This is a genomic window from Ardenticatena maritima (genome assembly GCF_001306175.1).
GTDB classification, from domain to species: domain Bacteria; phylum Chloroflexota; class Anaerolineae; order Ardenticatenales; family Ardenticatenaceae; genus Ardenticatena; species Ardenticatena maritima.
Map to the genome: position 1 here is coordinate 243678 of NZ_LGKN01000003.1, position 26037 is coordinate 269714.

General features: G+C 60.2%; 21 protein-coding genes. 6 read left to right on the forward strand and 15 right to left on the reverse strand.

What is annotated here, in order from left to right; translation table 11 throughout:
- The first annotated feature begins 5 nt into the window (after positions 1-5).
- On the forward strand, positions 6-1181 hold the full coding sequence (locus SE16_RS01215) for a pyridoxal phosphate-dependent aminotransferase (RefSeq protein ID WP_054493891.1): 1176 nt from the start codon (positions 6-8) through the stop codon (positions 1179-1181).
- Complete coding sequence (locus SE16_RS01220) at positions 1178-1780, forward strand: HD domain-containing protein (protein ID WP_082374413.1); 603 nt, start codon at positions 1178-1180, stop codon at positions 1778-1780. The genes SE16_RS01215 and SE16_RS01220 overlap by 4 nt, the downstream gene beginning before the upstream one ends.
- Positions 1781-1809: 29 nt before the next feature.
- On the opposite strand, the gene SE16_RS01225 is transcribed toward SE16_RS01220, so the two are convergent.
- From SE16_RS01225 to SE16_RS01240, 4 genes are all read right to left on the reverse strand, one after another.
- On the reverse strand, positions 1810-2856 hold the full coding sequence (locus tag SE16_RS01225; RefSeq protein WP_054493889.1) for an apurinic/apyrimidinic endonuclease family protein: 1047 nt from the start codon (positions 2854-2856) through the stop codon (positions 1810-1812).
- 39 nt (positions 2857-2895) lie between these two features.
- Entirely contained in the window at positions 2896-3972 is a 1077-nt protein-coding gene (locus SE16_RS01230) for a potassium channel family protein (protein WP_054493888.1), read from the reverse strand.
- A gap of 3 nt (positions 3973-3975) precedes the next feature.
- Positions 3976-5556, reverse strand: coding sequence for a bifunctional metallophosphatase/5'-nucleotidase (locus SE16_RS01235; RefSeq protein WP_054493887.1), 1581 nt, complete (start codon positions 5554-5556; stop codon positions 3976-3978).
- 91 nt (positions 5557-5647) lie between these two features.
- On the reverse strand, positions 5648-6574 hold the full coding sequence (locus SE16_RS01240; RefSeq protein ID WP_054493886.1) for a S1 RNA-binding domain-containing protein: 927 nt from the start codon (positions 6572-6574) through the stop codon (positions 5648-5650).
- Between SE16_RS01240 and SE16_RS15875 the strand changes: the two genes are divergently transcribed.
- Positions 6573-6818: a hypothetical protein gene (locus SE16_RS15875; protein WP_160317031.1), complete on the forward strand. Its 246-nt coding sequence runs from the start codon at positions 6573-6575 to the stop codon at positions 6816-6818. The two genes, SE16_RS01240 and SE16_RS15875, sit on opposite strands and share 2 nt — an antisense overlap.
- Complete coding sequence (locus tag SE16_RS01245) at positions 6802-7632, forward strand: VOC family protein (RefSeq protein ID WP_054493885.1); 831 nt, start codon at positions 6802-6804, stop codon at positions 7630-7632. Before SE16_RS15875 ends, SE16_RS01245 begins: the two co-directional genes overlap by 17 nt.
- Before the next feature lie 5 nt (positions 7633-7637).
- Here the strand turns inward: SE16_RS01245 and mvaD are convergent, their stop codons facing one another.
- The 4 genes from mvaD to smc all read right to left on the reverse strand — a co-directional run bounded on the left by mvaD (position 7638) and on the right by smc (position 16697).
- Positions 7638-8618, reverse strand: a complete 981-nt coding sequence (mvaD, locus tag SE16_RS01250) for a diphosphomevalonate decarboxylase (RefSeq protein WP_060687105.1) — start codon at positions 8616-8618, stop codon at positions 7638-7640.
- Between the two features lie 59 nt (positions 8619-8677).
- Complete coding sequence (locus tag SE16_RS01255; RefSeq protein WP_161804497.1) at positions 8678-11926, reverse strand: DEAD/DEAH box helicase; 3249 nt, start codon at positions 11924-11926, stop codon at positions 8678-8680.
- A 152-nt stretch (positions 11927-12078) separates the two neighbouring features.
- The gene (locus SE16_RS01260) at positions 12079-13023 is read right to left on the reverse strand and encodes an asparaginase (protein ID WP_054493883.1); all 945 of its coding nucleotides are present in this window, start codon (positions 13021-13023) and stop codon (positions 12079-12081) included.
- 14 nt (positions 13024-13037) lie between these two features.
- Positions 13038-16697 carry a chromosome segregation protein SMC gene (gene smc, locus SE16_RS01265; protein ID WP_054493882.1) on the reverse strand — a complete coding sequence of 1220 codons (3660 nt, stop codon included), beginning with the start codon at positions 16695-16697 and terminating at the stop codon, positions 13038-13040.
- A 221-nt stretch (positions 16698-16918) separates the two neighbouring features.
- Here smc and SE16_RS01270 point away from each other — a divergent pair, with 221 nt between their 5' ends.
- Both SE16_RS01270 and SE16_RS01275 read left to right on the forward strand, forming a co-directional pair.
- The gene (locus tag SE16_RS01270) at positions 16919-17140 is read left to right on the forward strand and encodes an Rdx family protein (protein ID WP_082374410.1); all 222 of its coding nucleotides are present in this window, start codon (positions 16919-16921) and stop codon (positions 17138-17140) included.
- A gap of 103 nt (positions 17141-17243) precedes the next feature.
- Positions 17244-18092: a tRNA (adenine-N1)-methyltransferase gene (locus SE16_RS01275; protein WP_054493881.1), complete on the forward strand. Its 849-nt coding sequence runs from the start codon at positions 17244-17246 to the stop codon at positions 18090-18092.
- 48 nt (positions 18093-18140) lie between these two features.
- On the opposite strand, the gene SE16_RS01280 is transcribed toward SE16_RS01275, so the two are convergent.
- The 7 genes from SE16_RS01280 to SE16_RS01310 all read right to left on the reverse strand — a co-directional run bounded on the left by SE16_RS01280 (position 18141) and on the right by SE16_RS01310 (position 25815).
- Positions 18141-19106 (reverse strand): SMP-30/gluconolactonase/LRE family protein, encoded by a 966-nt coding sequence (locus SE16_RS01280; RefSeq protein ID WP_054493880.1) that lies wholly within the window; start codon positions 19104-19106, stop codon positions 18141-18143.
- Between the two features lie 128 nt (positions 19107-19234).
- Positions 19235-20587 carry an acetyl ornithine aminotransferase family protein gene (locus SE16_RS01285; RefSeq protein WP_054493879.1) on the reverse strand — a complete coding sequence of 451 codons (1353 nt, stop codon included), beginning with the start codon at positions 20585-20587 and terminating at the stop codon, positions 19235-19237.
- Between the two features lie 94 nt (positions 20588-20681).
- Positions 20682-21221 (reverse strand): SelL-related redox protein, encoded by a 540-nt coding sequence (locus tag SE16_RS01290; RefSeq protein WP_235472411.1) that lies wholly within the window; start codon positions 21219-21221, stop codon positions 20682-20684.
- Position 21222: 1 nt separating this feature from the next.
- Entirely contained in the window at positions 21223-22239 is a 1017-nt protein-coding gene (locus SE16_RS01295; protein ID WP_054493877.1) for a phosphotransferase enzyme family protein, read from the reverse strand.
- A 68-nt stretch (positions 22240-22307) separates the two neighbouring features.
- Positions 22308-23324, reverse strand: coding sequence for a sigma-70 family RNA polymerase sigma factor (locus SE16_RS01300; protein WP_082374414.1), 1017 nt, complete (start codon positions 23322-23324; stop codon positions 22308-22310).
- 32 nt (positions 23325-23356) lie between these two features.
- Entirely contained in the window at positions 23357-24490 is a 1134-nt protein-coding gene (locus tag SE16_RS01305) for a S1C family serine protease (protein ID WP_054493875.1), read from the reverse strand.
- A gap of 191 nt (positions 24491-24681) precedes the next feature.
- A complete protein-coding gene (locus tag SE16_RS01310) occupies positions 24682-25815 on the reverse strand; it encodes a sigma-70 family RNA polymerase sigma factor (RefSeq protein WP_054493874.1) in 1134 nt (377 codons plus the stop codon).
- Positions 25816-26037 lie beyond the last annotated feature (222 nt).

The following is a 26037-nucleotide window of genomic DNA, read 5'->3' on the forward strand; positions in this document are numbered from 1 at the left end:
ACAGCATGCCCACGTTCCAGCGTCCCACACGTTTGCAGGCGCTCGCACCGTCCCAGATTCGGGACATGATGCGCCTGGCAATGGACGTCGGCGCGGTCAACATGGCGCAAGGCGCGCCGGATTTCCCCGCCGCGCCCGAAGTCAAATTGGCGGCGATTCGCGCGATTGCCGAAGACAAGAACCAATACAGCGTGACGTGGGGGCTGGCGGAACTGCGCGAAGCCGTGGCGGCGCGTGTGGCGCGTCGTTTTGGGCTGCACGCCGACCCTGAGCGCGAGGTGACGATTACCTGCGGCGTGACCGAAGCCGTCGTGGCGGCATTGCTCGCCACGCTGGAAACAGGTGATGAAGTCATCATCATTGAACCCGCGCACGAAAACTACCTGCCTGCCACCGCTTTTGCGGGGGGCGTGCCCCGCTTTGTGCCGTTGCGCCCACCCAAATTCGCGCTGGACGTTGACGCCCTCGCCGCCGCCGTCACCCCACGCACGCGCGTTCTCATCCTGAACACGCCGCACAACCCCAGTGGGCGCGTCTTCACCCGTGCCGAGTTGCTGGCGGTTGCCGACCTTGCCGAACGGTACAACCTGCTGGTGCTCACCGATGAGATTTACGATGAAATTTTGTACGATGGACGCGAACACATTGCCTTTGCAACCTTGCCGGGCATGGCGGAACGCACCATCACCACGGGCGGTATCTCCAAAATCTACGCCGTGACGGGGTGGCGATTGGGTTATGTGATTGCGCCGCCGCCGCTTTCAGCCGCCATTCGCACAGTGCATGACTACTTGACCATTTGTGCGCCGACGCCGTTTCAGCATGCGGCGTTGACCGCGCTGGCATTGCCGGACGCCTATTACGAGCAGGTGCGCGCCGCTTTTCACCATCGCCGCGCCCGCATGATGCGCATTCTGGAACAGGCGCGTTTCAACGCAACCCCGCCCGAAGGCGCGTATTACGTACTGGCTGATTTTTCAGCCTGGCAGTTTGACGGCGACGATGAAGCCTTTGCGCGTTTCTTGATTACTGATGTGGGCGTGGCGGTTGTGCCGGGGAGTGCGTTTTACACCGGGCACCCAGAGTTGGGGCGGCGGTTGGTGCGGTTTGCCTTTGCCAAACGGGATGAAACGTTCGACGAGGTGGAACGCCGTTTTGCAGCGTATTGGGAGCAGCGATGACCATGTTTGATGACGCCTTTTTGGAAGCGCGCGCCCGTGCTGTGATGCCAACCGACAGCGCGCATGATTGGTGGCATGTGCGCCGTGTTTGGCGCTTGGCGCAGCGCATTGCGCGTACAGAGCCGACTGCCGACATGCGGGTTCTGCAAGTGGCGGTCTTTTTTCACGATGTGATGCCCAAGCGCCCCGAAGGTGGTCATGCCCCCGTGACGGCGGCATGGCTGGCGGACGCGCTCGCGCCGCTGGATGCGCCGCTTCTTCTGCTCGAACGCGCCGCCGAAGCCATCAACACGCACAGTTTTTCGCGCGGAGCGCCGCCCACCTCGATTGAGGGTGCGATTTTGCAGGATGCGGATCGGCTGGATGCGATGGGCGCGATTGGCATTGCGCGCTGTTTTGCCTATGGCGGGGCGCGTGGGCGTGCCATCTACGACCCCGAAGACCCCACCAATAGCATTCAGCATTTCTACGACAAGTTGCTGCGTTTGCGGGATGGCATGCATACCGCCGAAGGGCGACGGCTGGCGGAAGCACGGCATAGGGTGATGGAGCAGTTTTTGGCGCACTTTTGGCGCGAGTGGGAAGGGGAAGAAACCTGACAGGTCACACATGACCTGTCAGGTTTCGTTTACATAAAGCGCTCACGTACACGCGCCAGAATATCGGCGCGAATTTGACGCGCGGCTTCCAGCACTTGCGAGATGTCGCGGTCGCGAATGTCGAGAATGAGGTGCAGTGGGCGACCCACCCCGAGCGTGTATTTGACCACGAGGTCGAGCACACCGTTGAGGTTGATTTCCCCCGATTCGGCATAGATGCCCGGCGATTCACGCAGTTTGAGCGGCGAATCGAAGGGGTTTTGTTGGGGGTGAAGCCCCGGAATGGCGTGCGTTTCACTTTCCCAACACCCGCCTAATTGGATGACGTGAATCATATCGCATACGTTGCTCAGGCTGTATTCCAGGTGGTCGAGGAATGAGACGCGCTCATCCCATTGCCCCAGCGCCATGAGCCGCCGATAGGTTTGCCACAGGTGGGAGATGTTGAAGGCGATGCGTGTGTTGTGCAGAATGTGTTGCGCCTGATTGAAAATCGAAAGCAGTTCGCCGCCATGCGCCGGGAAGCGCGGATAGGGTAAGACTTCGATCAGAGGGGTGAACGTGTACCCGCGGGAGGCGTAGTAGGCTGCAATTTCCTTGTAGATTTTCAGCCCCTTGGCAACCTGGTCCTGGCGTTCCCAAGTCCATTTATCGCGAGTGGCCAGGTGAAACACCATGTAATCGGCTTCGATGGCTTGCGCCAGGTCCATGACGCGCTTGGTTTCTTCGAGTGCGCGGTATTTGGCGTAAAAATTGCTGCTCAGTGGGTCGCGCCCTGTTGTGGGCATGTGCAATCCGATGCGTATATGCTCGCTCCGCAGGAAACGTTGGAGCGCGTGTTCGGTGTACATGATTTTGAGCCAGGGGTTGTGCAAATTCCCCTGAAACTGGTCGGGGTAGGTGGTGAGATTGACGAACCGCGCTTCGGGTTGCAGTTCAAAAAAGACCGTTTCGGTGTTGAGGGTGTTGCTGAAACGGTGCGCGTAGGCCATCAGGTCGTCGGGGACCGTCAGGCGCGATGGTTGGTCCGCCAAATTCAAGTCGGATAAGGCAATGCCGATGGTGATTTCGTTCATGTGCGTCCCTCTGCTCCTGGCACTCTTCGTTGGACTGTCTCAGATGATATGCGATTGGTTGCGTTCTTCAAGCGCACGGATTTGTTCGGCGGGTCCCATGACAATCAAGGTTTCGCCGGGGGCGATGACGTAATCGGCGGGTGGGTTGAACAGGAAACGCCCGTCGGTGCGGCGCACGCCAATCACGTTGACGTGCCACACACGGCGCAAATCACACCCGCTGAGCGTCTGTCCTGCGAGCGGCGAATGTTCGCCGATGGTCAATTCGCCAATGTCAATATCGCTGTCGGTTTCGTGGAACATGCTCTCGAAAAAGTCATGCACGGTTGGGCGCAGTGTCGCCAGCGTGAGACGATGGCCGCCGATTGTGTAGGGGCTGACCACACGGTCAGCGCCGGCGCGGCGCAGTTTGCTTTCGGTGCGCTCATTCGAGGCGCGGGCGGTGATACGCAAGTTGGGGTTGAGCCCGCGGGCTGTGAGGACGGCGAGTACGTTATCCGCGTCACTGCTCAGTGCGGCGACAAAGCCCCGCGCGCGTTCGATTCCCGCTTCGAGCAGGGTTTCGTCTTGTGTGGCGTCGCCGATGAGAAAGGGGATGCCTTGCTCGATGAGTTCTTCCTGAATGTCGGGGTTGCTGTCTATGACAAGGAAAGGCACCCCCTGGCGTTTCAAATCACGCACAACCTGTTGCCCCATGCGCCCATACCCCGCGATGATGTAGTGATTGCTCAATTTCATGCGTTCTTCCTCCAAACGGCGTTCCTGCACCGATTGCCAGAGGCGGTCGCCCAAAATAATTTCGACGGCGTTTTGCACCGCCCACGCCACTGTGCCCACGCCCACGAGAATGAGCAAAATCGTGAAGAGCCGCCCGGTGTGCGAGAGGGGGCGTACTTCACCAAAGCCAACCGTGGTGAGCGTGATGACGGTCATGTAGAGGGCGTCAATCCACGGCAGCCCTTCAATCAGCACGTAGCCCACAGTCCCCAAAAGCAAGACGACCGCGAGCAGAAGAAGCGAGAATTGAAAACGGCGCACAGGGTCGCTAAGCATGGCGCGGATGATGCGCCATGCCGCCGTGAAGATGGGTTCGAGCGAAAAGGGTGATTGCGGCATACGTTAGCGTCGCCAACCCCGATGCGATGTGTCAATGCGTGTTTCCAGTGGCGCTTCGGGCGATGTGTCGAGTGCGCGAATGTACTCGATCACGGGCTGTTGCCATGGGATGGTGGTATCGTACCCGTTGGGGTCTTGTTCGCCAAATAAATAGCCGTCCCCACCGGCGTACATGAAATCATTGATGAGCACGTGGTAGGTCGCGTCGCGGTCGAGCGGGTTGCCGTTGTCCAGCACAAAGGTGCCGCCCTGGAACCGCATGCCGCTGAATGTGCCCCCACAGCAGGCGAAATTGTCGAGAATGTCTTGCCCGCTCACTTCCACGTCAACCAGTGTGTTATCGAAGGGCAACACGCCATACACATCGCCCACCGTGATGACGCCGGGCGACAAATCGGCTCGAAAACCGCCCAGGTTGGTATAGGCAATGTCGGCGTTGGGATAGGCGAAGCGCCATGCGTCGGTGACGAGGTTATAGAGCGCGCTTCCCCGTTTGATACCGTTTTCGGTATAGCCGATTGGCTCTTCGAGCACATCGGCGGCGGCGTCGCGCCAGCGCGCCACAATCATGGCAACATCAGGGTCTGGCGTCAGCGCGTCGGGGGTGTGCGTGTGCAATGAGGCGTTGGCTGAAACGATACGGTTGGTTGTGGGGTCTACATCCAGGTCCAGGCGCGCATACGATTCCCAATGTTTCCCGCCAATGATGATGTGCACGCCGTCGCGTTCGTCGGCGACAAATTCGTTGCAATGCCCACCAGTGAGCACATCCACACCAAGTTGGGCGGCGGTGGGCACAAGTGCTTGAATCTCATCCAGACAGATATGCCCCAATGCGATAACGATGTCCGCGCCTTCTTCGCGCAGGCGGGGGACCCATTCGCGCAGTGTCTCATCGTAGGGGCGGAAGCGCAACGAGGCGACGTTGTTGGGTTTGGTGGTGTAGGGGGTGGATGTGGTGGTCAGCCCCACAATCCCCACACGCACCCCGTTGGCGTCGAGTATCGTGTAGGGGGTGAAGCCTTCGGGGATGTTGCCCGTTTCGGCGTCCACGATGTTGGCGGCGACATACGTGATAAGTCCCTCCGCCATGCGCGCTTTGAGCACATCCAACCCGAAGTCGAACTCATGGTTGCCGATGGCGGAAACATCGTATCCCATGGCGTCCATGACTTCATAGGCGGATTCCCCATCGAAGAAAGACGAGATGGCGGGACCCGTCCAGTTATCGCCGCCGCTCAGCAGAAGGAACGACTCATCGGCAGGGTCGTAGCCTTCTTCGGTGCGCCAGCGGGTCAGCAGTTCCGCCACGCCGCCCACCCGACGCCCGTCGCGTTCGTGGGGTTCGAGCCAGCCATGTTCGTCGTTGGTGTACAGGATGGTGAGATGGCGAATCTCATCTGTGGTGGGCGTGCTGTGGACGGTTTCGGGTGTGGTGGTGGCGGGCGGTGTCGCCGTCGCCGCGCTGGAAACCGTTGGTGTTGGTGTTGGTGTTGGCGTTGGGGCGGGAGATGCTGGTTGGCACGCCAGCACCAGCCCGCAGGCGAGGATGGCGAGTGTGAATAGCAGACGACGAGCAAACATGCAACACTCCTTCTTTTGGCGCGTCTGAATGCGGGATAGAAAAGCCGCCGCCCCAAAAGAGAGCGGCGGCTGTAAGCGTGCGAAAGGTTGCTTATTGATCGGCTTTCATCTGCTCGATGGTGCGGCGAATGATATCGTCCAGCGGGTTTTCTTCGTCGGCTTGTTTCTTCTTGCGCTTCTTCTTGGCGCGTTCCTGAGCGCGTGCCAGCGCCAGCGCGAAGAGCGAGACAGGCTGGTCGTCGCTTTCATCGTCAAAGGTGTACTCAATGGCTTCGCGCGGTTCGCGCATGCTCAGGCTGATGCGTTTGCGCTTGCGGTCAATCCCGATGATGCGCACTTTCACTTCTTGCCCGACTTCGACCACGTCTTCAACGCGGTTCACACGCTCCTCGCTCAATTCCGAGATGTGCACCAGACCGTCGGTTTCCGCACCGATGTCCACAAAGGCGCCGAAATCAACGATGCTGGTGACGATTCCCGTGAATTCCTGCCCCTCTTCGAGGTCGCGCAAGCGCAGTTTGCCGTCGTCGGCTTCGCGTTGGGATTCGCGCGGCGCGTTGGGGTCAATCATCGTCAGGCTGATGCGTTTGCGTTCCAGATCAATTTCTTTGACCCAGACGGTGACTTCATCACCTTCGGAGACCACGTCTTCCACCTTTTCGACGAAGCCGTCTTTGAGTTCCGAGATGTGCACCAGACCGTCGGTTTCCGCGCCGATATCCACAAACGCGCCGTAATCCTGCGTGCTGCGCACGATGCCTTTGAGTTCCATGCCGGGGGTCAATTCATCCATGTGCACCGTAATTTCGCGCTGCTGCTTGCGCGGTTTGCGGCGTCGGCGGCGTTTCTTGGGCTTTTCGCTCGTGGCCTCTTGGTCGGAAGTGGGCTCGCTGGTGCTTTCGGGGGTTTCGGCTTCGGCTACGGTCGTTTCTTCAACTTCGGCGGTCGGGCGTTCTTCCGTGGTCTCCGTGGGTGTTTCCACCACCTCCGGAGCCTGCGGTTCAATGTGCTCGCTCATGGTGCGTCTCCTTTTCCAAAAAGATTTTCAAAATGCTGATTCTTCAACTGAATCATGGGCTAATAAGGCATTATACAAGAAGCGCACAAAAGCGCAATTTGCACGTGAAGAATGGAACAAATTGGCGTTCATTTGGGCGCGTTTGACGAGGAACGCATTGCGTGGTACGCCTACACAAAGTGTTTCTGTTTTCAAGCGTTTTCATGTTCGCATGTCAGGAGGTTTTTATGGGAATTGGCATTGATCATCTGGTGATTGGCGTGCCCTCGCTGGAAGCGGCGATTACCGCCTGGCGGGCGGCGGGGTTTCACGTCATTGAGGGCGGGGTGCATGCCGGCGGTTTGACGCACAACGCCCTGGTGGTGCTGGAAGATGGCTCCTATTTGGAGTTGCTTGCGCCCACCAATGCGGTGCGCTGGCAGGCGTTGCGGGCGGCGGCGCGGGTGGGCTTGCTTGATGGTGCACTGAGCGGCTTTTCGCCCATTCAGAAGCGCATGGTGCGCTATGCGTTGGGACCATACGGCCTGGTGGATTTTGCCGTCAATGTGGAAGACGCCGCTGCCGAGGCTGAGGCGGCGGAAGCGCGGGGTGTGCTGATGACGCCCGCTATTGAAGGGGCGCGCGCTCGTCCTGATGGGCGCGAGGTGCGCTGGATTACGGCTACGCCGCAGGATGCGGATTTGCCCTTCTTCATTCAAGACCTGACGCCGCGTGAGTGGCGTGTGCCTGTGGAGGGCGCGGCGCACCCCAATCAGGCGTACAGCATTCGCAAATTGGTTGTGTTGGCGCGTCGTCCGGCGGAGACAGCGGCGCATTACGAGATGCTGCTCGATGTGTCGCCGGTCCGGTTTGACGAGCACGGCATTTTGTTTGCGTTGGGCGCGGCGCGTGTGGAAGTGCGCGAACCGATAAGCGATGAGGAACGCAACGCGCTGGGTAATCGGGCGGCGCGCCCGTGGGCGCTGGAACTGCGCACACACGATACCCACATGGCCGGCACGGTTGAATTTCCGCCGGAGTTGCACGTCCCGTTGACGCTGGTCCCCGATGCGTTGTAAGCGGCTTACACCAACGTCGCCCCTGGACCGGGGCGGGCGATGATGATGTCGCGCACGCCGGGCAGTGAACGCGCCGCCGTCGCTACTGCGTCGCGGTGGTTGGCTTCACAAATCAGGTGGACGTTGGGTCCGGCGTCAATCGTGAACCAGACCGGCAGCCCCTCATCGCGCCAGCGTTCGATGGCTTTCAAGATGTCGAGCGTCGCCCCCGTCCAGTAGAACAGGCGCGGTTGACTGCTCATCATCACAAAGTGCATGGCCAGCGCGTCGGTTTCGATAATAGGTCCCAGCGTGGCGAGGTCGCGGTTGAGGATGGCTTCGCGCACGCGCGGCAGCGCTTTGTGCACCAGCGAGAGCCGCGTTTCCAGGAAGGGGCTGGATTCCGCCAGCAGATGCCCTTGCGCCGAGGAAACGCGCTTTTCGCCCTCTTCCACCACGGCCACAATGTCGCACAGGTCCCAATGTTCGGGTGGTGCGATTTGCTCCGCATAGGAGGTGGCGTCGTCAATGCCGGCGTGCCACCAGACAAACCCCCCTTCAATCGAGCGCGCCGCTGACCCGGAGCCACGCCGTGCAATGCGGCTCAGAGCACGGGTGTCGAGTGATAGCCCCAATGCCGCGGCGGCGGCAACCGTCAATGCGGCAAAGGCGGAGGCGCTGCTGGCAATCCCCGCCCCCATGGGGAAGGTGTTTTCGGAGACGATGCGCGCCCGCCATGAGACCCCCGCCATTTCACGCAGAATGTCCAGGTGGCGTGAAGCGCGTTCAGTCGCGGCCGGCGCGGCTGGTTCGCCCCCGATGAGCAGTTCGTCGGCGGGCAGGTCGGGGTCGAAGGTGACGGTGGTGGTGGTGCGGGTGGTGTCCAGCGTGAACGAGACGCTGTCGTTCAGCGGAATGTTGAGCGTTGCGTCGCGCACGCCCCAGTATTTGATCAGGGCGATGTTGGCGCCGGCGTTGGCTGTTGCGGAACGAGGGTATGCGTTCATGGGCTGTTGCTCCTTGTGCCTGGGATTGGATGATGGGTGCATTGAGGCGTCGCCTCGCCTTACTCGAACAGGACGGCGATATCCTCTGGCGTCAGGTTCTTGAAGATACCGCCTTCGGTAGTAATCAGTTGCGAGACCAGTTGTTGCTTGCGTTCTTGCAAATCCAGGATTTTTTCCTCAACCGTATCGCGCGTGATGAGGCGATAGACGAAAACCGGCTTGTCTTGCCCGATGCGGTGGGTGCGGTCGGCGGCTTGTTGTTCTACCGCCGGGTTCCACCACGGGTCAATGTGAATGACGTAGTCGGCGGCGGTCAGGTTCAAGCCGACCCCACCGGCGCGCAGGCTAATCAGGAAGAAGGGCAGGCTTTCGTCATGCTGGAAGCGGTCAACAATCGCCTGGCGGTCGCGTGTTTGCCCGTCCAGGTAGGCGTAGGGAATACCGCGCGCGTCCAGTTCTTCGCGCACCAGCCCAAGCACCTTGACGAATTGGGAGAAGATGAGCGCCTTGTGCCCTTCCTCGCGCAATGTTTCCAGCGTTTCCAGCAACAGTTCAAACTTCCCAGACGTCCCCTGATAGGTGCGGTCTACCAATTTGGGGTGAATGGCGATTTGGCGCAGGCGCAAAAGCCCTTCAAGCACCTTCATGCGGGCTTGTTGCAACCCTTCTTCCTGAATAAGCCCAAGCAAGAGATTGCGGTAGTGTGTGCGCCAATGTTCGTAGAGCGCGGCTTGCTCGTTCGTCATCTCGGTGAAGAAGACGCGCTCCGTGCGCGGCGGCAGTTCGGGTGCCACCTGGGCTTTGGTGCGCCGCAAGATGAACGGATAGACCAGCCGACGCAGAAGGTCGGCGGTTTCATCATCCTGGAAGCGTTCAATGGGCGTAGCAAAATGTTCGCGGAAGTATTTGAAATTGCCCAGCAACCCCGGATTGATGAACGCAAAGAGCGACCAGAGTTCGATGGTGTTGTTTTCCACGGGCGTCCCGGTCATGGCAAGCCGATGGTCGGATTTGAGCAGGCGCAGGGCGCGCGCTGTTTTGGTGAGGGGGTTTTTGATGGCTTGCGATTCATCCAGCACGACGTAGTGGAACGTGTATTGGCGCAACATTTTGGCGTCGCGCAGGGCGGTGCCGTAGGTGGTAATCACCAGGTCGTACTGGTCGAACACCGACGGGTCTTCGGTGCGCTGGGGACCCGCGTGAACGAGCACCCGCAGAGAAGGCGTGAAGCGTGCGGCTTCGCGCCGCCAATTTTCAACCAGCGAACGGGGCACCACAATCAAGTCGGCGCGTTGCGCGTGCCCACTTTCGCGCAGGGAGAGCAGGAAGACGAGCACTTGGACGGTCTTCCCAAGCCCCATATCGTCCGCCAGACAACCGCCAAAATGGTAGCGGTGCAGGAAATGGAGCCAGTTGTAGCCGGCTTTCTGGTAGGGGCGCAGTTCGCCCTGAAACCCGCGCGGGAGCGGTACATCCTCGATGGCGTCAAAGCGATGCAAAAGTTCGCGCCGCCGTTCAAACTCTTCGTCCACGTCAACCTGTTCTACGTCGCCCAACAGCGATTCGAGCAGGCCGATTTGCGTGGTGCGGAAACGCAAGCCCTCATCGGAGAGTTCGGCGAGCCCAAACACATGCTTGAATTTTTCCAACCATTCTTCGGGTAATTCGCCAACCGACCCATCGGCGAGTTTGACATACCGTCGTCCGCGTCGTAGCGCACGCCGAATTTCAGCCAGGGAGACGTTGACATCGCCGAATGAGACTTCGGCTTGCAGGTCGAACCAGTCAATCCCTGAGGAAATCGAAAGGCGCATAGAGGGCTTGCGCCGATTGACTTTGATGGATGCGAGCGATTCTTCGCCAAAGATTTCAAAGCCCTTGCGCAAAAGCATGGGGATATGGTGCAGCAGGAAGTCCACCGGGTCGGTATTTTTGCGCAAGGCGAACGCCCCTTCTTCCCGCCCGTATTTGAGCCCGTGTTGGCGCACCAGTTCGATCGCGTTGATTTCGGTCTCAATGTCGCGCACAACACGCACCAGATGCCCCTCTTCGTCGGTGGTGAAGGTTTGCGAGGGCACTGTGCGCGCCGCCGCGACTTCGATATCGCCATAGGCAAAGCGCAGTTCAGCGCCGATGGTGTTTTCTTCATCGTCAAACAGGTAGAGCCGCGGTACCGGCTTGATGCCCTCGATGGTCTTCCAGAGAGGGGTATCGGCGAACGTCCAGGCTTCGGCGAGTTTGGGCAGATGCGTTTCGACGAAGGTGTCGTACAGCGACGGCGGGACCTGGATGTCGGTTTCCAGCGCCTCGTCGTCAAGCGGGGTTGCCATGCGAATGAGCCGCAGCGTGGTGGGGTCATACAGCCACATGGGTTCGTCTGTGATGATGTCGAGCGTTTTGGCGTCAATATGTTCGCCATGCGGCAGGCGTACTTGAACGTGGAGATGCAAATGACTGGTTTCGTCCCCCTCACAGGCCAGGACCCACTCGCCCAGCCCGTTGACGATGGTCACGGGACCGGTGAGAAGGGTGAACTGATCTTCCTCGGCATAGAAAATCCAGGGCGTGTTTGTTGCCGCGAGCAAATCAAGCACTTCGCCCGGCTGGTAAGGGGTGCGCCGATAGCCCGCGCGCGCAAGGCCTTCGGTGCGGAGCAACAGTCGCGCCAGGGAAAATTCGCCCGGTGTCGCGATGATGCGCTCATCCAAATCGCGGGACGTGCGAAAGATTTCCTTGTCGGATGGGTGGACGAGGAGCGTGTGTGGTGAGGTCTCGTCGCCGTCCTTTGCAAACAACTCGGCGGGCGTTTGGGCAAGCGCTGCGCGTCCGCCTAAGCCGATGGGCACAACCATAAAATCGTACTTCTTTTTGAGCAATACAAACGCCAGGCGCAGAGGCGTATGCCCGCGTCGTGTTTTCCGTTGCCGCGTCTGGCTGTCCGGCGCGTAGTCAAGCAAGGTAGCGATGCGTTCTGACAAAAGCACGAGATGGTTGGGTTCTGAAACGATAGTGCTCGATTCAGCCAGCGCCAACAAGAGCGCAAGGCTATGCTCGCAGAAGGGGTGCTCGTTCGATTTGCAGGTGCACAAGGCATACAGGCGCGACGATGTGGTGAGAATCGTCACGTTGTACGTGCCGTTTTCAGTATGGACGCGCCCCGTAGCGTCGTTTCGCTTGTGTTGGCGAACTTCAACAGCGTCTGATTCCAACAAGTCAATGGCTTTAGCGGAAACAAAATCCGGAACTTGTTGGAGGATGTCGCCGAGCGCAAATCGTTCAAAGACGGTTGCTGAATAAAAGTCTTCCATGGGCGTATCTGTGCGTTGTTGCAAAATTTCGACCGTCAATTGTACTACATGGGGAAAGATTTCACCAAATGGGGAAAAGTGAAAGAACGCCACGCTATGCGTGCGCATGAGCGTGGCGGCGGGAAGCGGACGGCGGAACGGCGGCCTGTTTGCTACCCGACCAGACCGCCCAGAATTGCCATGAGTTTGAGCCGCGCTTTGGGGCCATTCAACCCTTCGGCGAAGAGCACCCCTGCTTCTTCCAAATCGCGATAGGCGCCGGGGTATCCATACCCGTCCATGCTGTGCGCGACAGGCACACGCCCCGCAATCGCAACGAGGATGCCCTTTTGGCGTGCCTCGCGGATGGCGTCCATCCACCAGGGGGGGACACGTCCCCCGCCAAAGCCTTCGATGACGATGCCGGCGACGTTTTGCGCAATGAGCGCGCGGAGCAGTGTGTCGGGCATGCCGAGCGTGGCTTTGATGAGGTGCACATTGGGAACCAGCCGACGCACGGGCAGGGCTTCGCGTTCAAGCGACCAATACCAGTGCACGTGTCCCTCAATCACGCGCCCCATGGGACCCCGCCCCGGCGATGCAAAAGCGTCCACGCCGTGCGATTTCATTTTCGTGACATAGCGCGCCGCGTGAATCTCGCCATTCATCACCACCATAGCGCCGCGGTTGTCGGATTGGGGGTCGAGGGCGACGCGCACGGCGTCGGTGAGGTTGCGCACGCCGTCGTAGCCCGGTTCGCTGGCGTGGAGCATGGCGCCGGTGAGCACAACCGCCTTGTTGGACGGCACGGTCAGGTCGAGCAGGTAGGCGGTTTCTTCCATGGTGTCGGTGCCATGCGTGACGACGACACCGCGCACGTAGAGCCGTTCCAGCCGCTCAGCGACGACTTTCTGCAATTGCCAGAGTTGTTCCAGGGTGAGGTGACCGCTGGGAATGTTGCTGAATGTTTCGACTTCAATCTCTACGCCTTCACCCCATTGGGGCAGGCGTGCGGCGAGTTCTTCACCACTCAGGGCGGGCACCGCCCCTTCGCCACTGTCTTGCATGGCGATGGTGCCGCCGGTGGAGATGATGACGATTTTGTTGCGTCGTGCCATGGTTCGTTGCCTCGTTAGTGCTTCGCTGCACGGATGGCTTCATCAAGCGCCAGCGAGATGACCGTCGAAACGCCCGGTTCGGTCTGGCTGACGCCGTAGATGGTGTCGGCGGCTTCAATGGTGCCGCGGTTGTGCGTAATGACGATGAATTGGGTTTCCTCGGCGAGTTCCAGCAAGGTTTCACGGAAACGCCCCACGTTGGCTTCGTCCAGCATGGCGTCCACTTCGTCGAGGACGCAGAAGGGCGCGGGGCTGACCGAGAGAATGGCAAAGATGAGCGCCGCAGCGGTGAGGGCGCGCTCGCCGCCACTGAGCAAGGCGATGCTTTGGGGGCGCTTGCCCGGTGGGCGGGCGATGATTTCCACCCCACTTGACAGCGGGTCTTCGGGGTTGGTGAGTTCCAGGTCAACCGTGCCGCCGCCGAAAAGCCGCTTGAAGTAGCGTTTGAAGGCGGCGTTGATGGCGTCGAACGTTTCGCGGAAACGCTCAGTCATCAAGCGGTCGAGTTCGGCGACGATGTGCCGCAAGTCAGCGGCGGCTTTTTCGAGGTCGTCGGCTTGTGTGGTGAGAAACTCGTAGCGCTCTTTCAACTCGGCGTATTCCTGGGGGGCTTCGGGGTTGATGGCGCCCAATTGCCCGATGAGGCGGCGCAAGCGCCGGATGTCGTTTTCCAGCCCTTCGGGCAGAACGGTGACTTTGGGCAGGGTTGTCACCAGTTCGTCGAGCGGGAGCAATGTTTGCTGGGGGACGTCGCCCGACAAATCCTCGTATTCGACCAGTCCAAGGTCGTTTTCAATTTGCGTGCCGAGGTGCGCCAGGCGGTCTTCGGCGGCTTGCAGGGAAAGCCGCGCACGGTGGGCGGCTTCGTCGGCGGCTTGCCCCTGCTTGCGGAGCGCGTCCAGATGCTCTTCGGCTTGCACCTGTTCGGTTTCAATCGCCGCCAGCCGCTCTTCGATGGGACGAATGCGCGCCAGGTAGCCTTCCATGGCGGCTTCGATGGCGGTGATTTGTTGGGCGAGTTGTTGCTGGCGCTCGGCGAGTTTGGCGCGCTCCTCGCTCAATGCCGCCAGTTGGGCTTCTTTTTGGGCGCGCTGGCGTTCGAGCCGTTCGAGGGCTTGCTCCCATTCACGCCATTGGCGGCGCAAGCCGCTCAGTTGCTCATCCAGCACGGCGACGACGGTGCGGGCTTTTTCCACCGCTTCGCGCAGGGCGCCGGGATGGGCGGCTTCGAGCGCCTGTTCGGCGGTTTGCAGCGCCAGTTCAGCCTGCACCTGCTCGGCGGAGACGCGCTGGCTTTCGGTTTCCAGTTCCTCAGCCTGCACGCGCAGGGCTTCGTATTCTTTTTTCAGGCGGCGAATCAATTCACTGCGCCAGTTCTGCTCTTGCTGAACACGCTCAATTTCGCGCTTTTCGCGTTCGATGGCTTGCCCCACCCGCTCCATGGCGCGTGAGACGTCGGCCATTTCGCGCAAAAGGCGCTCGCGTTCGGCTTCGTGTTCGGCTAGCAGTTCTTCGATTTCTTCCAGCCGCGCTTGTACCTCTTCCACCACACGGCGGGCGGCTTCGAGGCGTTCAGGCAGTTCCGCCCATTCGCGGCTCTGTTCGAGCAGTGAGCGCCCACCGGTATCGCCTTGCCCCGCCTGAAGCGAGCCGTCGGCGTGCAGCACGTCGCCGTCAATGGTGACGATGTTCCAGAAGTCGCGGTTCGCCAGGCGGGCGGCGGTGTTCCAATCGCGGACGATGAGCCACGCGCCGAGCAGATGTTCCAGCAAGCCGGGGTCTTCGGCTTGGACGAGGTCGGCGGCGCGCCCTAGCACCCCCGCATCTTGGGGAATGGCGCGGTAGCGCGGACCTTTCAGGTTCGCCAGGGGCAGAATCGTCACGCGCGTGGTGTTGTGGTTCGCCAGCCACTCGCGAATGACGATGGCAGCTTCGAGGTCGCGCACGACAAGCCCTTGCAGGCGGTCGCCCAGTGCGGCGCTGACGGCGACGGCGAGTTTGGGGGGCACGCGCAGGAAATCGGCGACGGGCCCCAGAATGCCGAACACCTGTCCGCGGCGGGCGGCTTGCAGAAGGGCGCGCACGCCCTCGGCGTAGCCGGTGCCTTCTTCGCGCAAGCGGGCTAAGAGGTCGCGGCGGGCTTCCAGTTTGCTGAGTTCGCGCTCCGCCTGGTTGAGCGCCTCGCGATGGGCGTCGCGCTCGGCGGTGGTTTCTTCGATGAGGCGCTTCATTTTGAGGAGCGCCACCTGCAATTCACCTGCTTGGCGGCGCAGGGTTTCGAGTTCGTCTTCGTGCAACTGGATTTCGCCTTCATGACGTGCCAGCCGCTTGCGCAGGTCGCTCATGGCGGCTTGGTGTTCTTCCAGTTCGCGGTTCAGGCGCTCGCGTTGTTCGCGGATTTGCGCTTGCTGTTGTTCGATTTCCACGAGCCGCGCCGAGAGGCGGGCGAGCCGTTTGCGGGCGGCTTCGACTTCGCGGCGCAGGCGTTCGCGTTCTTGCTCGGCGTCGCGCAAACGGGCTTGCGCCGCTTGGAACGCGGCTTGGGCTTGGGCGCGTTCGGCTTCGAGGCGTTCACGTTCGGCGCGCAAGTCGTTGCCCCGTGCAGCCAGGGTTTCGCGTTCGGCGTCAAGGGCGGCGAGTTCTTCGCGCAAGGTTTCGGCCTGGCGGGCAAGCAGGCGGGCGCGTTCTTCGGCGACCGCCTGGTCGCGCCGCAGGGCTTCAACGCGGCGGCGCTCGGCGGCACGGTCGCGCCGCAATTGTTCGAGTTCGTTGCGCAGGCGCACGGCTTCGGCGCGTAGGGTGTGCAGGTGGGCTTCTTGGGCGGTGATTTTTTCGCGCACCGCTTCGAGGGCGGCGCTGGTTTCCTGCACGGCGGCGCGGGCCTGTTGCACGGCTTGGGTGGCTTGCCCCCACTGGTAGCCGTACCATTTGCGCAGAAGGTCGCGCAGTTGCTCGTTCAGGCGGATGTATTCTTCGGCTTTTTCCGCCTGGCGTTGCAAGCGCCGCACACGCGGGGCGAGTTCGGCGACGATGTCGCGCGCGCGTTGCAGGTTTTCTTCTGTTTCGGCGAGTTTACGCAGGGCGTCGTTGCGTTTGCCCTGATACGCGCCAAGTCCCGCGGCGTCTTCAATCATTTGACGCCGCTCGTCGGCGCGCAAGGAAAGCGCAGCGTCCACCAGCCCTTGCCCGATGACGGTGTAGGTGGTGACGCCAATGCCGGCGTGCGCCAGCAGTTCCTGAATGTCGCGCAGGCGGACTTTACGCCCGTTGATGAGGTACTCGTTTTCGCCGCTGCGGTAGGTGCGGCGACCAATGACGACTTCGGAGAAGTCAATGGGCAGAATGCCGCTGGAATTGTCAATCGTGAGGAAGGCTTGCGCCATGCCCATGCGGGCGCGTCGGTCGGTGCCGTTGAAGATGAGGTCTTCGCTCTTTTTGGCGCGCAACACGCTCATGCGTTGCTCGCCCAAGAGCCAGCGGATGGCGTCGGCGATGTTGCTTTTGCCCGAGCCGTTGGGGCCGACAATGGCGGTAATCCCTTCGGGAAACTCGAAGACCGTTTGGCTGGCAAACGTCTTGAAGCCATGAATTTCAAGGCGTCGGACAAACGCCCCGCCTTTTTTCGGGTGTGATGTTTCCGATGGTGAGATGGTGGCTGTGTTCGACTCCGTCACATCTCCTCCGCATGGCTCGATACTCGCAAGGCGCAAGTGTAGAAGGGAGCGCTCGGTTTGTCAATCTTGCGGGAAGGTGGGCTTGGCGATAACCGCCCTTTTTTCTGGCTTTGACGCGCCGGGCAGAGCGCATATACTGAACGGTGCAAGCCCATATCACAAGGAGGGACAACATGTCGAAGGTCAAAGTCACGCTTGAATACTGCGCTGTTTGAAACTACTTGCCGCGCGCCGTCAGTTTGACGGACAAACTGCTGTCGGAGTTTCAACACCACATTGAATCGTTCACGCTGATTCCCTCATCGGGGGGTGTGTTTGAAGTCGCGGTGGATGGGACGCTGATTTACTCCAAGAAGGAAACGGGGCGGCATGCCGTCTATGCCGAAGTGCGCGAAGCCTTCTTGAAGGTTGTGCCCCACGCCGCGCAAGATGCGGATTCGTAACACGGTTTGGGTTGACGGAGCGCCGTTTGCCGAAAAGTGCACCCGTTTTGTGGGTGCGCTTTTCATGTCGCAGGCGGAAAACAGGTTTGAGAAAGGATAGGCAATGGCACGAGTGGCACAGGTTGGAGACCGTGTGTTGTTGATTGACCCCAAAGGCAAGCGGTACATGCTCACGCTGGAAGCGGGCGCCTCTTTCCATAGCAATCGGGGCATTGTGCACCACGATGACTTGATAGGGCAGCCGTTGGGGCGGGTGGTGTACTCGCATTTGGGAACGCCGTTCACGGTGTTGCAACCCAGCATTGCCGATTTGGCGAAAGCAATCAAGCGCACGACGCAAATCATCTACCCCAAGGATAGCGGGCAAATTGTGGTGCGCATGAATGTGTGCGCGGGGACGCACATTATCGAAGCGGGCACGGGAAGCGGTGGGTTGACCACCATTCTGGCGCATGCGGTCGCGCCGACCGGGCATGTCTATTCCTACGAACAGCGCCCCGAAATGACCGCCATTGCCGAACGCAACTTGGCGAAGGTTGGCTTGCGTGACTATGTCACGTTCTACACGCGCGATATTGCCGAAGGCTTTGAAGAACGCGATGTGGACGCCGTTTTTCTGGATGTGCGCGAACCGTGGCGGTATCTCCACCAGGTGGTGGAAGCCCTCACACCGGGTGGGTTCTTTGGGGCGCTGTTGCCGACGGTCAATCAGGTGAGCGCCCTGGTGGAAGCGATGGAAGGCGGTCCCTGGTTCGATGTGGAGATTATCGAGACGTTGGAGCGGCGTTGGAAAGTGAACCACGCCCGCTTGCGTCCGGCGGACCGCATGGTGGCGCATACGGCGTTTTTGCTGTTTGCGCGTTACGTGCCCGAGGTGCGCGCCGAAACGGAGGGCACGGTGGACGATGCGGTGCGCTATGCACCCAAGGGTGAGGATGCGCCGGAGGAATAAAACAACGCCCTGACAGAACGCGCTACTCTGTCAGGGCGTTGTTCTTGTTTAGCGCCAGTGCCGCATGGGCAAGCCCGGAATGGGCGAGCGGAACGTTGGTAGGCGGTTCATGCCCAACGAGCCGAGATAGACTGTGCGCAGGTCGGGACCGCCAAAGGTGATGCTGGCGGGCAATTGCAGGTGCGGTCCCGCACAGGCGAACATGTCCATGGGGGTTAGCGTCCCGTCTTCCAGTTTGGCTTCGGCGTTGTCAATGGCGGCTTCATTCACGTCGGAGAGTACGGTGTACACGTCACCATCCGGCGTGATGACGACCACCTCGTTGCGCACCAACAGCGTCACCCAGATATTCCCCTCGGCGTCGAAAGCGAAGCCGTCCACATACGCCCCACGCCCCAAATCGCCCGGCGGCACCACTTCTTGCGGTCCCAGCGAGCCGTCGGGCAGGACGGGGTAGCGTACCATGCGGCGCTTCATCGTCTCGGCAACGTAGAGGTACGATTCATCGTGGTTCATGCGAATTTCGTTCGGGAAGTAGATGCCGTCAGCCACGATGCGCGCGCCGTTTTCATCAACCAGGATGATGTAGCCGTCGGGACGGGGACGTTGGGCGGCGGGCCACCAGGGAATTTCCAGCGTCGAGACCGAAATCCAAAAGCGGTCGCGGCTATCAATGAAGACGAAGTTCGCAGCGCCAAGCGGTGAACGCCCTTCGATGCTGTCGAGAAACACGCGCTCGTTCCCCTCGCGGTCCATCTGATAAACGCGCCCATCACCGAAGTTGGCGATGTAGAGCGTTTGGCGGTCGGCGCTCATCGCCAGCCCATTGGGTTCGTGCCCTTGCGAGCCGAGCAGTGTTTGCGTTCCGTCGGGGGCAATGCGCGTGACGCTTCCGCGTGCGTCGGAACACCAGAGCGTTCCATCAGGTTCAGCGAGCACACTTTCGGGGCGTGCCAAATCCCGCCCAACAAAGGTGAGGGTGGACGGGTCAACGCGAAAATCTTGGAGGGACATGCCAAAATCCTCCCCGCGTGGTTGGTTGGTGGAAGAGACGCGCGCTATCTTACAGGCAAGGGGGCACTTTTTCAAAAAGAAACCCCCGCCGACTGATGCCGGCGGGGGTGTTGGTGTGGGGCAACCTGTTATGCGCCCAACACGGCTTGCAGCGATTCCTCGACCACGTCCAGCGCCACGTCGGCTTCTTCACGGGTAAGCGTCAGCGCGGGCATGAAACGCAGCACATTCTTGCCCGCCCCCAGCAACAGCACACCGCGCTTGAAGGCTTCATCCACCACGCGGTCGCGCAGGTCGGGGTTGGGGGTGTGGGTGTCGCGGTCGGTGATGAACTCGACGCCAATCATCAGCCCCTTGCCGCGCACGTCGCCAATTACGTCGAAGCGTTGTTGCATGGCTTGCAAGCGCTCCAGCATGTACGCGCCCACTTGCGTGGCGTTTTCGAGCAACCCTTCTTCTTCAATCACGTCGAGCGTGGCCAGCGCCGCCGCACACGAAACGGGGTTGCCGCCGAACGTGCTGGCGTGCGCCCCCGGCGGCCACGACATGAGGTCGCGTTTGGCGATGATTGCGCCGAGCGGCATGCCGTTGGCAATCCCTTTGGCGGTGCAGATGATGTCCGGCTCGACGTTCCAGTGTTCCATGGCGTACCACTTGCCCGTGCGCCCGACGCCTGTTTGCACTTCATCGGCGATCATCAAAATGCCGTAGCGGTCGCACAGTTCGCGCAGGCGCGGGTGGAAGTCATCCGGCGGGACGATGTACCCCCCTTCACCCTGAATCGGCTCAACGATAATGGCGGCGACTTCGTCGGGGGCGGTGATGTGCCCAAAGATTTCGTGCTCAATCCAATCAATCACCCAGTCGGTGCAGGATTTTTTCGAGAGGTCGAATGGTGAGCGGTAGCAGTAGGGGTAGGGCACGTGGATGACGCCGTTCACCAGCGGCGCAAAGCCGCGGCGGTGTACCGGCTTGCTACCGGTGAGCGAGAGCGCCCCCATCGTGCGACCGTGGAACGCGCCCAGGAAGGCGATGATGCGCTGGCGACCGGTGGCGTAGCGCGCCAGTTTGAGCGCGGCTTCCACACTCTCGGCGCCTGAGTTGGTGAAGAAGACACGTTTGGGCGTTGTGCCGGGCGCAATCTGGTTCAGGCGTTCCGCCAGTTGGATTTGCAGTTCGTAGTAAAAGTCGGTCCCGGACATGTGCAGGAATTGTTCCGCCTGGCGTTTGATGGCTTCTACGACGCGGGGGTGCGAATGCCCCACCGCCGTCACCGCAATGCCGGCGGTCATGTCCAGGAATTTGTTGCCGTCCACGTCCCACGCCCACACACCTTCACCGCGCGCCATGACAAAGGGATAGCCGCGCGTATAACTGGGCGAGATGAGTTCGGCGTCTTTGGCGATGATTTCAGCAGCGCGTGGTCCCGGCAACGGGGTGCGGATTTCCGGCCGTTTCGTGTTCACGCTTCCTTGCGTCATACAAACCTCCATCTTCACTGATGTTGTTGTTTTCTTGCAAACAGGCGGGTGCTCATCCTATGCCGTTAGAGGAAGTTGGCAAGGTTTTTGCCTGCTACGGGGGCGGATGACGTATGGCGGCGAGCAATTCAGCCACCGAGGGGCGGTCAACGGGTTCGCGGCTGGGATGCGCGAGCGCGATGCGCCCATCAGGCGCGATGACGAAATCGCCCCCCAGTTGGAGCGGGTCGCCCTTGGCGGGGCGGAGTGATTCACCACGCAGTACTTTCTTGACATAAAACCAAAGTGTGCGTGGGCTGTACGTGCGGCTTGCCGAACGTTCAAGCCCGTAGGCGCGGTAGGTTTTGCGTTCCTCGTCCAGCAGAATGGGAAAATCAACGCCCGTTTCTTCACGCCATGCGCGCGCCCAGTAGGGATGCCCGAACGTGATGAGCACAATGCGCGCGCCGAGGCGCTCAAACTCGGTTTTGGCGCGGTACACCTGCACCGCATGTTCGCGGCAGGGCAGTCACGCCAGGTGGCGCAGAAAAATGAGCACAACAGGGTGCCCGCGGTGCGCCGAGAGCGTAAAGGCGTCGCCGTCGAGCGTGGGGAGCGTAAAATCGGGTGCATTATCGCCAACACGCAGAGCCATGTTAGACCTCCAAGTGATTGCGGTTGGGCGCGGCTTCCAAACAGGCGAAGGCGCGTTCAAGACGTTTCACACTGCGCAGCAGGTAGGTCGCGTGCGACGCCGGTTCATGATAGAGCACGAAATTGAGCAGATCAAGCGTGCGCCCCATGAGAAGCGACCACATATCGCGTTCATCGTGAAAGGGCCAGGGGAGCAGACGCTCGTACCCCGTGCGAAACGCGTGCGCCAGGTGCGTGAAATCATCGCGGTCGAAGATGTAAAAGAAGGTGATGGCAATGTCTTGCGCGGGATGCCCCCACATGGCGTCGTCGAAATCGAAGATGAGCAGTTGTTTGCGCCACACTTTCACGTTCCATGGGTGAAGGTCGCCGTGGAGGACGCGGATGGCGTCTGATTCGGTTTGCCACAACCGGCTGATGGTGGCTTGTACAAGCGCGTGTGCTCGTCGGAAGAGTGTTTCAGCGTGCGGCGGGGCTTCTTCCAGGTGGTGCGGTTCGAAGAGCACAATGGGGTCGTTGAAAGGAAAAGGCGAATCCATACGGCGCAGTGTAAACGCCGGGGGCGGCGTCCATGTTGCAGCGTGGCGGTGGAGATGCGCCATCGTTTCGCCCAATTGCGTGAATGTGCGCGTTGAAAGGTGCTTGGCGAGCAGGCGTCCGGGAAGCCAGGCGAACAGCACGCACAAACGGGGTTCGGGAACGCCGGGAGCGGTCGCTTCGACGACGAACGTCCCGTGGCGCGTAGGGAAGGGGGTGGGCACGGGCACGGATGTTTCGCGGCGGAGCGCCTCAATCCATGCCAATTCCGACAGAATTTCGGCGCGGTTGCGTTCGTGTGGCCGGTTGATGCGCAATACAAAGCGCCCCCGGTCGGTTTCGACGCGGAAGATGGTGTTGTATGCACGTGAGAGCAAGCGTACGTCGCGCACTGTTATGTCGTAGTGGCGCAATGCTTCCAGCGCAAGCCGCCGCAAACGGCGGGTTTGCCCACGTGGGGTGAGATTCTCAAAAGGCTTCATGAGATGCTCAAGGGTGTTGGTTCAAACAAAAAGAAAAAGCGGCGGCATACATGCCGCCGCTTGGGCTGTTAGGCAAGGTAGGCGCGCAGTTTGCGGCTACGGCTCGGATGGCGCAACTTGCGCAACGCCTCTTTTTCGATTTGGCGGATGCGCTCGCGCGTCAAGCCGTACTTGCGCCCCACTTCTTCAAGCGTATGCTCGCGTCCGTCCTTCAAGCCGTAGCGCAAGTTCAAAATGTGGACTTCGCGCGGCGTCAGGACTTCCAGGGCGCGCTGCAACTCCTCGCGCAGCCCGTCCGTCATCATCAGGTCAATCGGCTTTTCGGCGTCTTCATCGGGCAGGAAATCGCCCAACGTGGCGTCTTCATCGTCGCCCACCGGGGTCTCGAACGAGACGGGATGTTGGGCGAAGAGCAACAACTGCTCCACCTTGCTCACGGGCAACTCCATCTCTTCGGCGATTTCTTCGATAGTTGGTTCTTTGCCCGTTTCCTGCGCCAGGCGGAAGGCCGTTTCCTTCACCTTGCGAATCTTTTCCGCCATGTGGACAGGCAGGCGAATGGTGCGCCCCTGGTCGGCGATGGCGCGCCCCACCGCGTGGCGAATCCACCATGTGGCGTAGGTGCTGAACTTGTTGCCACGCTCCGGATCGAACTTGTCAATGGCGTGCATCAAGCCCATGTTGCCTTCCTGAATCAAGTCCGACAGCGGCACGCCATAGCCGCGATAGCGCACAGCGACGCTCACCACCAGGCGCAGGTTCGCCTTGATCAACTCCTGGCGCGCGGCGTCGCCCTTGCGGATGATTTCTTCCAATTCGGCGCGTTCTTCATCGCTCAGCGTGTCGCCTTCCTGTTCCAGGCGTTCGCGCGCACGGCGGGCGGCCTGCCAGGCGCTCGCCAATTCGTATTCTTGCTCGCGTGTCAGCAACTCATGGCGACCGCCTTCGCGCAGGTAGAGCGCCACCAGGTTGTGCGTGTCCATCTCTTCCAAACCTGGCACCTCTTCTTCCTCGAAGCGGCGCACAGGGCGTGTTTCCTTTTCTTCTTCCAGCGCTTGCAAAACGTTCTTGCGTTCTTCCAACATACGCATCACCTGCCTTCCATCAATTCAATTTGTTAGTGTAAAAACATTTCATCTGGGCGTTTCCCAACGACGACCGTCAACGTTTTTTGTGTTTGTCCGCGCATGACGGTCAGCGTGATGGTTTCGCCCGGTTGGCTTTCGTGCATCAGCCGCGTAATAAACTCTTCCATGGAATGCACCGGCTGGCCGTTGAAGGCGACAATTACGTCGCCGCCGGCGCGAAACTGGCGGTTGTTGATTTCGAGCAATGTGTTCGCGCCTCGCAAACCGGCTTGTTCAGCCGGCGACCCCGTGAGCACCTGAATCACGTAAACGCCCGTCTCGGGCAAGCCCAAAATCGTGCTCATTTCGGGGTCCACTGTTTCACCTGCGAAGCCAAGCCACGGATAGGCGTGTTCACCGGTTGTCAGAATGTCATCCACGATTTTGGCCACAACGGTGATGGGCAACGCATACGTGCGTGTGATAGTCGCTGTTGCCAGCGGCATGCTTCGCAGGGAAACCCCCGCCAGCCGGTATTCGCCATCGAACACCCCCACGTTGGAGATGTGCGCCAATGGCTGTTGGACGGCAATCACCATTGCATCGGGAAAGGGCACAGAATAGCCATTGTGCGTTTCAACCCGAGCAACGGCGCTTACGCGCTCAACCTCGCCGACGACCATCTGGGTCTGACCGTTGACGCGGTTGAGCATGTAGACCTGCTCGCCTCTGGCAAGAGGGCGTGTGCGTTTGGGTACGGCTTGCCCAAGTTGTTGGCTTTCTTCGATGGCGATAACCCCAATGTTGCTGATCAGGTCGTAGCCCACCACACGCCCACGCACACGGTTGCCGTTGGGCAAGGTCATGTTGAGCATACGGCAATCGGCGATGGCATGGGCGGGCACCAACAGATACCCATCGTTGTTCCAGAGCACCGCCGTGTGTTGCTCTGAGTCGCCATCCAGTGCAATGTCGAAAACGGCGTTGGCAAGCAAATCGTGCCATTCAGCATCATACACGTTGGCCGCGTCATTGATGGGCGCGAGTGTTGATGGTGTTGCCATGAGCGGCCAGATGAATGATTGCAAGGCAAGGCTCAATGTTGTAACGCCAACGAGAGCCACGACACCAAGGCGCACGTTCAACGGTATTTTGTTCGTCCAGGTGTCGAGCCGCTCGAACATAACGCCTGTTTCAATTCCCCCTTGCCTGATGTGATTGCCTATTGCAGGCAAGGGTAGTATACGGGGGAAAAATGAGAAAAAGATGAGAAAACGCTAAAACTCTCATGAGATAAAAAGCCATGTGATGCACAAAAGAAAAGGTGCGACGCATGTACGCGCGTCGCACGTCCTTGGGCGGGTGGGATGCCGTTTCAAGCGAGGTAGTCGCGCAGGGTGCGCGCGCGGCGGGGGTTGCGCAGTTTTTCCAGCGCGCGGCTTTCGATTTGGCGGATACGCTCGCGGGTCACGCCGAATTTTTCACCGATTTCTTCCAATGTGTGGCACCGATTCCCACGGAGCCCAAAGCGCAGTTCCAGCACGCGGCATTCGCGTGGGGTCAACGCCACCAAGATGCGTTCCAGATGGCAGGAGAGCAGTTCGCGGCTGACGATGTCGAACGGCGAGGGGCTTTGTTCGTCGGAGATGAAGTCGGCGAGTTCGGTCTCGTCTTCATCGTTCATCGGCGACGCCAGGCTGACGGTGTGATGACTGACGTTGAGCGCATGGGCAACCTGTTCAGGGCTGAGGTCGCAAGCGTCGGCGAGTTCTTCCACCGTGGGCGGGCGTTCCAGTTCTTGCATCAGGCGGCGCTGTTCGCGGTGAATGCGGTTCAGGCGTTCGTGCATGTGCACCGGCAGGCGGATGGTGCGCCCCTGGTCGGCGACGGCGCGGGTAATGGCTTGCCGAATCCACCAGGTGGCGTAGGTGCTGAATTTGTAGCCGCGCGTGTGGTCAAACCGTTCGACCGCCCGCATCAACCCAATGTTGCCTTCCTGGATGAGGTCGAGCAGAGAGACACCTTGCCCCATGTAGCGCTTGGCAATGCTCACCACCAGCCGAAAGTTGGCTTTGATGAGATGGTCGCGGGCACATTCACCTTCGCGGATGAGCGCGCGCAAGCGGGCTTCTTCGTCGGGGTCGAGTGAGTGGTCGCCGGCGGCTTCAAGCAGGGCGGCGGCTTCGCGCCCGCGGACAATGGCTTCCGCCAGGGCGCTTTCTTCTTGCGGCGTCAGCAGGGGAATACTGCTGATTTCACGCAAGTAGAGCGCCATGTTGTCGTCGGTATTCACATTGTCAAAGGTAGGCGGCGTGTGGCGGCGGTGGTGGGGAAGGGCTTTCACCTTCACCCCTTTCATTTCCAACCACTCAATCAACGCATCGCGCGCCTGGGGGTCGTGCTGAATGTCGGGCACGTGCCGTGCAAGGTCTTGCTCGTGCAGGTAGCCGCGTTGTTGCCCCAAATGCAAAAGCGGTTGTAGAACGTCCAGATGTCGGATAGCGGTCATGTGCCGTCTCCCGGTGCGCTTGATTGGTTGTGTGGTTGGTTGGGAAGCAGGAGTTGGTGTTTATTGTCAAGTATAGCAAAAATGAAACCAAATTTCAACCCCTTTTTTGTGCTATTTTTGGTAAATCTTTTGACCTATTCATACAAAAATTGCAAGGACAAAAGTCCTTTTTCGGGCGATATGCGGTATTCAGGCGTTGAAGTGCTGTTTGGGGACAGATGA

Coding starts and splice junctions, on each gene's coding strand:
- SE16_RS01215 (WP_054493891.1), top strand. CDS start 6: ATGCCCACGTTCCAGCGTCCCACACGTTTGCAGGCGCTCGCACCGTCC.
- SE16_RS01220 (WP_082374413.1), top strand. CDS start 1,178: ATGACCATGTTTGATGACGCCTTTTTGGAAGCGCGCGCCCGTGCTGTG.
- SE16_RS01225 (WP_054493889.1), bottom strand. CDS start 2,856: ATGAACGAAATCACCATCGGCATTGCCTTATCCGACTTGAATTTGGCG.
- SE16_RS01230 (WP_054493888.1), bottom strand. CDS start 3,972: ATGCCGCAATCACCCTTTTCGCTCGAACCCATCTTCACGGCGGCATGG.
- SE16_RS01235 (WP_054493887.1), bottom strand. CDS start 5,556: ATGTTTGCTCGTCGTCTGCTATTCACACTCGCCATCCTCGCCTGCGGG.
- SE16_RS15875 (WP_160317031.1), top strand. CDS start 6,573: ATGGTGCGTCTCCTTTTCCAAAAAGATTTTCAAAATGCTGATTCTTCA.
- SE16_RS01240 (WP_054493886.1), bottom strand. CDS start 6,574: ATGAGCGAGCACATTGAACCGCAGGCTCCGGAGGTGGTGGAAACACCC.
- SE16_RS01245 (WP_054493885.1), top strand. CDS start 6,802: ATGGGAATTGGCATTGATCATCTGGTGATTGGCGTGCCCTCGCTGGAA.
- mvaD (WP_060687105.1), bottom strand. CDS start 8,618: ATGAACGCATACCCTCGTTCCGCAACAGCCAACGCCGGCGCCAACATC.
- SE16_RS01255 (WP_161804497.1), bottom strand. CDS start 11,926: ATGGAAGACTTTTATTCAGCAACCGTCTTTGAACGATTTGCGCTCGGC.
- SE16_RS01260 (WP_054493883.1), bottom strand. CDS start 13,023: ATGGCACGACGCAACAAAATCGTCATCATCTCCACCGGCGGCACCATC.
- SE16_RS01275 (WP_054493881.1), top strand. CDS start 17,244: ATGGCACGAGTGGCACAGGTTGGAGACCGTGTGTTGTTGATTGACCCC.
- SE16_RS01280 (WP_054493880.1), bottom strand. CDS start 19,106: ATGTCCCTCCAAGATTTTCGCGTTGACCCGTCCACCCTCACCTTTGTT.
- SE16_RS01285 (WP_054493879.1), bottom strand. CDS start 20,587: ATGACGCAAGGAAGCGTGAACACGAAACGGCCGGAAATCCGCACCCCG.
- SE16_RS01295 (WP_054493877.1), bottom strand. CDS start 22,239: ATGAAGCCTTTTGAGAATCTCACCCCACGTGGGCAAACCCGCCGTTTG.
- SE16_RS01300 (WP_082374414.1), bottom strand. CDS start 23,324: ATGTTGGAAGAACGCAAGAACGTTTTGCAAGCGCTGGAAGAAGAAAAG.
- SE16_RS01305 (WP_054493875.1), bottom strand. CDS start 24,490: ATGTTCGAGCGGCTCGACACCTGGACGAACAAAATACCGTTGAACGTG.
- SE16_RS01310 (WP_054493874.1), bottom strand. CDS start 25,815: ATGACCGCTATCCGACATCTGGACGTTCTACAACCGCTTTTGCATTTG.